Here is a 6,876-nt window from a genome sequence, read left to right on the forward strand (position 1 = left end):
GGGATTATGCGCGAGCCCATCGTCGGCCAGGGGCTCCGCGGGCAGGGCGATCCGCTGCCGCCCGGTCGGCGCCGGCGCGTCGCCGGCCCGACCGGCGAGCCATTGCAGCGCCCCCTCGCCGGCGAGCCGGCCGGTGGCCAGGCAGGCGGTGAGAAGATAGCCGCCGGTGGGCGCCTCCCAGTCGAGCATCTCGCCGGCGCAGAACACGCCAGGCGATGCATCGAGCATGAGACCCGGGCCGCAGGCCTCGCGACGCACCCCCCCGGCGCTGCTGATCGCCTCGTCGATCGGGCGTGGCGCCAGCAGACGCAGCGGCAGCGCCTTGATCAGCGCGGCGCAGGCGGCGGGATCGGCCAGCGCCCCGGCCGGCGCGCACTCGCGCAGCAGGCCGGCCTTCACGCCGGTGAGGCCGAGCCGGGCCCGCCAGTGATTGCTCAGCGATCGCGCGCCGCGCGGCCGGTCGAGCTCGGCCTGCACCCGCTCGCGCGAGCGATCGGGCAGCAGATCGAGCCAGAGCGTGGCCGAGCCCTCGGCCAGGATGCGATCCCGGAGCTCGGCGGCGAGCGCATACACCAGGCTGCCCTCGACGCCGGTGGCGGTGACCACGAATTCGCCCTGACGCATCGGCGCGTCGGCAGCGGATGCCGCGGCCACCGACTTCACCGGCGCGCCAGCAAAGCGCGGCGAGAAGTGCGCCGACCAGGCCGCGTCGAAGCCGCAGTTGGCCGGCTGCAGGGGCGCGAGCGGCACGCCACGGTCGGCCAGCAGCGGCCACCAGCGGCCGTCGGACCCCAGGCGTGACCAGCTCGCGCCGCCCAGGGCGAGCACCACCGCGTCGAAGGCATCGACCCGATGGCCCTCGGGCGTGTCGAAGCCGAGTTGGCGGGACGCGCCGGCGACGGATGCGGATGCGCCATCCTCGAAGCCGGTCCAGCGATGGCGCATGCGCAGCCGCACGCCCTGGCCGCGCAGGCGGTGCAGCCAGGCGCGCAGCAGGGGCGCCGACTTCATGCCTTCGGGAAACACCCGTCCCGAACTGCCGACGAAGGTGTCGATGCCCAGGGCATGCACCCATTCTCGCAGACGGCGCGGGCCGAAGACCTGCAGCGCCGGCTCCAGCCAGTCGCTGGCAGCGCCGTAGCGCCGACGCAGCCGTGACTCATCCTCGGCGTGGGTGATGTTCAGGCCGCCGCGGCCGGCGAGCAGGAACTTGCGGCCCACCGAGGGCATGGCGTCGAAGAGTTCGACCGCACAGCCGCCCCCGGCAAGCACCTCGGCGGCCATCAGGCCGGCCGGACCGCCACCAACCACCGCCACCCGCGGTGGCGAGGCGGCCGGGTCAGGGGCGGCAATACTCATCGCGAGCGCGCGTGGACCGGCGGACGGCCCTGCCCCGAACCGCCAGGACGCCCCGGACCGCGCGAACCCGGCCCGGCGCCGGGTCCGCCCCGGGCCGGGCCGTGGCCGTAACCCTCGCCACGGCCGGCGGCGTGATCCGCGCCGTGCTTCGCGCCATAACCCGGCCGGCCGCCATGGCCGGGCTTGCCCGGCACCCAGGCCGGCTTGGCCGGCCGACGCCGTGGCTCGAGGCCGGCGATGGTCTCGATGCGCAGCGGCTGACCGGTGTAGCGCTCGATGTCGCGGGCACGATGACGCTCATGGTGGCCCATGAGGGTGACCGCGGTACCGGTGCGCCCGGCCCGGCCGGTACGGCCGATGCGGTGCACATAGTCTTCAGCCTGGCGCGGCGAATCGAAGTTGATGACATGCGAGATGCCGGCCACATCGATGCCGCGCGCGGCCACATCGGTGGCCACCAGCACCCGGGTGCGGCCCTCGCGCAGACCGCGCAGCGTGCGGTTGCGCTGGCCCTGGTGCATGTCGCCATGCAGGGGCGCGGCGCTGAAACCGCTCTCCTCGAGCTGCAGCGAGATCTGCTCGGCCGCCATCTTGGTGGCAGCGAAGACCACGCACTGGGTCATGGACGGATCGCGCAGCAGCGCATCGAGCAGCTTCGACTTGTGAGCAAGGTCATCGGCATAGAGCACGATCTGCTCGACCTTGGCCTGCTGTTCACCCGAGGTGGCGACTTCGATGCGGCGGGCGTCGCGGGTCAGGCGCCGGGCCAGATCGCCCACCACGCCCTCGAGCGTGGCCGAGAACAGCATGGTCTGACGGGTGGCCGGGGTGCGCGCGACGATGGTCTCGACATCATCGACGAAGCCCATGTCGAGCATGCGGTCGGCCTCGTCGAGGATCAGCACTTCCACCCGCGAGAGGTCGATGCGGCCGCGCTCGATGTGGTCGATCAGGCGGCCGGGGGTGGCCACCACCACATCGAGGGGGCGCTCCAGCGCCCGCAACTGCAGCGCGTAGGAGCTGCCACCGACCAGCGCCGCGGTTCGCACCTGGCGCAGGCCGCGACCGTAGTCGAGCGCTGCCTTGTTGACCTGCAGCGCCAGCTCGCGGGTAGGCGTGAGCACCAGCACCCGCGGACCCCGACCACGGGTGGCCGAGGGCTGCAGCAGACGCTGCAGCGCGGGCAGCATGAAGGCGGCGGTCTTGCCGCTGCCGGTGTGCGAGGACACCAGGAGATCAGCACCCGACAGCGCCGCGGGAATCGCTTCGCGCTGCACGGGTGTGGGATCGGTGTAGCCGGCGGCGGTCACCGCCGACAGAATGCCGGCGTCAAGGCCGAGATCGGAAAAACTCATGGAAAAGACCTTTCAGGCCGCCACGGGCGTTGCGAGCGGGGCGGTAATGCCGTGCGGCTAGGCACGGGCTGGCGTGGAACATCGACGCCAACCGGAAAGCCGCAATGCCAGCCCGCGGCGCCAGCAAGCGCTGCGGGGGAAAGGTCGGGGGCGATGGAAAAGTTGCCTGTGAAAAAGGCAACCCATGATCATAGCCCTTTTTCAGGTGGTGCGCCAGCCGTGTGAATGACGCCCCAGAACGCAGCCTTGGCGCCCGATCACGGTGCGAGCGGGTGCTGTCGCACAGCCACGCGGCGGCTCGGCGCTCATGGCATGGGCCGTGCTTAGGGCTGACGGGGCGCCAGCCGGCAGCCCGACCGTTTCCCGATTTCCCGGAGCCGATGCCATGATCACCCGTCGACAGCTTGCCTCGCTCGCCCTCGCCTGCCTCGGCCTGGGCACCACCGCCGTCCAGGCCCAGACCCCTGACAAGGTGGTCTTCCAGCTCGACTGGGTACCCGGGGGCGACAAGGCCGGCATCTACGCGGCGGTGAAGCAGGGCTTCTTCAGCGCCGAAGGACTGGATGTGACCGTGGTCTCGGGCCGCGGCTCCTCCGACGCCGTGACCAAGCTGGCCACCGGCGCGGCCGACATCGGCGTGGGTGGCCTGCCCGCGCTCATGACCGCGGTGGCCGAGTCCAACGCCCCGGTCAAGGCGGTGATGTCGATCTACTGCAAGGAACCCGACGCGCTGTTCACCGTCAAGGGCGGGCCGATCCGCAGCCTCAAGGATGTCGCCGGCAAGACCATCGCCACCGCCACCTTCTCGTCGTCGAACGCCCTTTGGCCGGTGATGCTGCAGACCCTGGGCATCGACCCCGCGCAGGTCAAGCTGCTCAAGGTCGACCCGAGCACGCTCGCCCCGCTGCTCGCGCAGGGCAAGGTCGATGCCACCATCAACTGGGTGACCGTGGGTCCGCTGTTCGATCGCGTGCTGGGGCAAGCCGGCAAGGAGCTCGAGGTGCTGCCGTGGTCGGCCTATGGCCTGGACGGCTATGGCTGGAGCGTGATGGCCTCCGACAAGACCATCCGCGAGCGGCCGGAGGTTCTGCGCCGATTCCTGAAGGCGCTGGCCCGCGGCATCCAGTTCGCGGTGGCCAACCCCGATGCCGCAGCCGCCGATCTGAAGTCGATGGTGCCCGAGATGGATGTGAAGATGGCCGCCGCCGAAATGCGCTCGTCGATCCCGCTGATCCAGAACGAGGTCTCGCGCAAGGACGGCATGGGCGCCTTCGAACCCAGGCTGCTGGCCACCACCTGGAGCTGGGTGGCGCGGGCCATGAACTACCCCCTGGCCAAGGTCAATCCGGAAGCCATGGTCGACCGCCGATTCCTGCCGAAATGAGCGGCGGCGCGCAGGCGCAAGGCGGCATGGCCGAGGCCGCGCGCGCCGGGCCGCCGGTCATCGAACTGGCCGGCGTCGGCCATGTGTTCCAGACCCGCGGTGGCGGCCAGGTGACCGCGCTGCAGGCTGTCGACCTGACGCTGCGCCGGCACGAGTTCGTGTCGGTGATCGGCCCCTCGGGCTGCGGCAAGTCGACCATCCTGAGGCTGGTGGCCGGCCTGCTGAAGCCGGCCAGCGGCCAGGTGTCGATCTTCGGCGCGCCGGTGACCGAGCCGCGCGACGAGATCGGCGTGGTCTTCCAGCGACCCACCCTGCTGCCCTGGCTCGATGTCACCGCGAATGTGCTCTTCCCGATGCGCCACAAGCACGGTCGTGTCGACGAGCGCGACCGCGAGCGCGCACGCGAGCTGATCCACACCGTCGGCCTTGGCGATTTCGCGGGCCGGCTGCCGGCCGAGCTCTCCGGCGGCATGCAGCAGCGGGTGGCGATCGCACGATCGCTGCTGCATGACCCCGACATCCTGCTCATGGATGAGCCCTTCTCGGCGCTCGATGCGCTCACCCGAGACGAGATGAGCGTCGAGCTGCTGCGCATCTGGAGCGAACGCCCCAAGACCGTGGTCTTCGTGACCCACTCCATCCAGGAGGCGGTGCTGCTGTCCGACCGTATCGTGGTGATGAGCCCGCGCCCGGGCCGCGTGGAACGCATCATCGAGGTGCCGATCCGTCGGCCGCGCGGACTCGAGACCCTCTCCGATCCGGTGCTGCACGCGCTGGTCGACGACATCCGCCGCTCGGTGTTCTCGCGGCCGGCCAAGGCAGCCTCATGAACCTGATCGCCTCGCTGGGCATGCGCTTTGCCTCGCTGCTCGCCTTCCTCGGCGTGCTGCTGCTCTGGGAGACCGGCTGCCGGCTGTTCAAGGTGCCGGTATTCGTGCTGCCGGCGCCCAGCGCGGTGCTGGGCGCAGTCGGCGAGATCGGCGTGGCGCGCTGGCTGGAGCACCTGATGGCCACGCTCGGCGTAGCCCTGGCCGGTTATGCGGTGGCGATCGTGCTGGCCTTCGTGCTGGCGGTGGCGATCACCAGCTCGCGGCTGCTCTCGCGCATCCTGTTGCCCTGGCTGATCGTGATCCAGTCCACGCCGATCATCGCGGTGGCGCCGATCATCGTGGTCACCCTGGGTGCGGGCCATCTGCCCAGGGTGGTGATCACCACCCTGATCGCCTTCTTCCCGCTGGTGATCGGCATCGCCACCGGCCTGGCCGCGGTGCCGCCCGAAATGCTCGAGCTCTCGCGTTCACTGCGCGCGCCGCGTTCACGGGAGTACCTGCAGGTGCGCATGCCGTTTGCCGTGCCCTACATCTTCTCGGCGCTCAAGGTGGCGATCACGCTGGCGGTGATCGGCGCGGTGGTGGCCGAGTTCGTGGCCGCCGAGCGCGGTCTGGGCTATCTCATCCTGTTCACCACCTCGACCTTCAAGATCCCCACCGCCTTCGCGGCGCTTGCCCTGCTGGTGGGCAGCAGCCTGAGCCTGTACGGCCTGATCGTGTGGTTGCAGCGGCGCTGGTTCCCGTGGAGCATCACGGCCCATGACTGACACCCTGCCCCCCGCCCCCCCGCAAGACCTGTTGATCGCGCATCTGCGCGCCGCCAACGAGGTCGGCCGGGCGGCCACGGCCGCCGGCCATCATCCCTTCGGCGCGCTGCTGGTCGGGCCCGATCAGCGCACCGTGCTGATGACCCAGGGCAATGTCGACACGGTGAACCACGCCGAGTCGACCCTGGTGCGGCGCGCCGCCGAGCAGTACAGCCCGGCCTTCCTGTGGCAGTGCGCGCTCTACACCTCGGTGGAGCCCTGCTGCATGTGCGCCGGCACCGCCTACTGGGCGCACATCGGCACGGTGGTGTTCGGCATGACCGAGCGCGACCTGCTCGCGGCCACGCTCGACCATCCCGAGAATCCCACGCTCGACCTGCCGGCTGCCGATGTCTTCGCCCGCGGCCAGAAGCCGGTGCGGCTGATCGGTCCGGTGGCCGAGGTGCGCGACGAGGTGCTCGCCCTGCAGCGCGCCTTCTGGCGCGAGCGCCCGCGCCAATGAGCCTGCTTGCGCCGACCCCGCCTGACTTCGCGCTGAGCCCGCACCGCCGTCCGGCCGATGCCCAGCGTGCCTGGAATGCGGCCGGTGGCAGCGCGGTCTTCGCGGGCGGCGCCACCGCGCTGCAACTCGCCTGGACGGCCGGTGGCGCGCCCGCGCCGCAGACCCTCATCCCGGTAGCCGCCTGCGCCGGCAGCATCGGCATCTCGCGGGACGGCCCCTGGCTGCGCCTGGGCGCGGCCGACAGCCTCGAGGCAGTGCGCAGCCACGCGCTGGTGCGCGCGCATGCGCCGCTGCTTGCCGCGGCCTGCGACCGGATTGGCTCGCTCGCCCTGCGTCGTCTGGGCACGCTCGGCGGCAACCTCGGCTGGCGCTTCGGCGATGCCATCGGCGCCCTGCTCGCGCTCGACGCGCAGGTGCTCGACGCCCGGGATCAGTGGCAGTCCCTGAGCGAGGTGCTCGCGCTGCCTCGGCTGCCCCTGCTGGTGGCGCTGCGGGTGCGCGCAGGGGCCGCGGCCGACTGGCGCTTCGAAAAGCTCGGCGGGCGGCTCGCCTTCAGCCCCACCCGATGGAGCCTGGCCATGGCCAGGGGCTTGCCCCCCGACGACGCAGCCGACGCGGCTGACGCGGCCCTCGCGCCGGGCTGGCGTCTGGCGGCCGGCGGCGCCGGCCTGCCGGTGCG

7 protein-coding genes are annotated in these 6,876 nt (G+C 71.6%); 5 read left to right on the plus strand and 2 right to left on the minus strand.

The genetic code is table 11. From position 1 onward, the window contains the following. Positions 1–1,359 (minus strand): TIGR03862 family flavoprotein (locus tag AC2H6A_RS16755; protein ID WP_484274855.1); only part of this gene is annotated, 1,359 nt, incomplete at its 3' end. Beyond that, positions 1,356–2,714, minus strand: a complete 1,359-nt coding sequence (locus tag AC2H6A_RS16760) for a DEAD/DEAH box helicase (RefSeq protein ID WP_484274856.1) — start codon at positions 2,712–2,714, stop codon at positions 1,356–1,358. The genes AC2H6A_RS16755 and AC2H6A_RS16760, both read right to left, overlap by 4 nt. A 385-nt stretch (positions 2,715–3,099) precedes the next feature. Between AC2H6A_RS16760 and AC2H6A_RS16765 the strand changes: the two genes are divergently transcribed. The 5 genes from AC2H6A_RS16765 to AC2H6A_RS16785 form a co-directional block, all read left to right on the plus strand. After that, positions 3,100–4,098 carry an ABC transporter substrate-binding protein gene (locus AC2H6A_RS16765; protein ID WP_484274857.1) on the plus strand — a complete coding sequence of 333 codons (999 nt, stop codon included), beginning with the start codon at positions 3,100–3,102 and terminating at the stop codon, positions 4,096–4,098. Continuing rightward, entirely contained in the window at positions 4,095–4,928 is an 834-nt protein-coding gene (locus AC2H6A_RS16770; RefSeq protein ID WP_484274858.1) for an ABC transporter ATP-binding protein, read from the plus strand. The genes AC2H6A_RS16765 and AC2H6A_RS16770 overlap by 4 nt, the downstream gene beginning before the upstream one ends. Then, complete coding sequence (locus tag AC2H6A_RS16775; protein ID WP_484274859.1) at positions 4,925–5,695, plus strand: ABC transporter permease; 771 nt, start codon at positions 4,925–4,927, stop codon at positions 5,693–5,695. Before AC2H6A_RS16770 ends, AC2H6A_RS16775 begins: the two co-directional genes overlap by 4 nt. Beyond that, positions 5,688–6,197: a nucleoside deaminase gene (locus AC2H6A_RS16780; protein ID WP_484274860.1), complete on the plus strand. Its 510-nt coding sequence runs from the start codon at positions 5,688–5,690 to the stop codon at positions 6,195–6,197. Before AC2H6A_RS16775 ends, AC2H6A_RS16780 begins: the two co-directional genes overlap by 8 nt. Beyond that, on the plus strand, positions 6,194–6,876 hold a 683-nt coding region (locus AC2H6A_RS16785), incomplete at its 3' end, for an FAD binding domain-containing protein (RefSeq protein ID WP_484274861.1). The genes AC2H6A_RS16780 and AC2H6A_RS16785, both read left to right, overlap by 4 nt.

Source organism: Quisquiliibacterium sp., from assembly GCF_982640115.1.

What these genes read in the sequence shown, in the direction of transcription:
- AC2H6A_RS16775 (WP_484274859.1), top strand. Translation starts at nt 4,925, where the DNA reads ATGAACCTGATCGCCTCGCTGGGCATGCGCTTTGCCTCGCTGCTCGCC.
- AC2H6A_RS16770 (WP_484274858.1), top strand. Translation starts at nt 4,095, where the DNA reads ATGAGCGGCGGCGCGCAGGCGCAAGGCGGCATGGCCGAGGCCGCGCGC.
- AC2H6A_RS16780 (WP_484274860.1), top strand. Translation starts at nt 5,688, where the DNA reads ATGACTGACACCCTGCCCCCCGCCCCCCCGCAAGACCTGTTGATCGCG.
- AC2H6A_RS16765 (WP_484274857.1), top strand. Translation starts at nt 3,100, where the DNA reads ATGATCACCCGTCGACAGCTTGCCTCGCTCGCCCTCGCCTGCCTCGGC.
- AC2H6A_RS16760 (WP_484274856.1), bottom strand. Translation starts at nt 2,714, where the DNA reads ATGAGTTTTTCCGATCTCGGCCTTGACGCCGGCATTCTGTCGGCGGTG.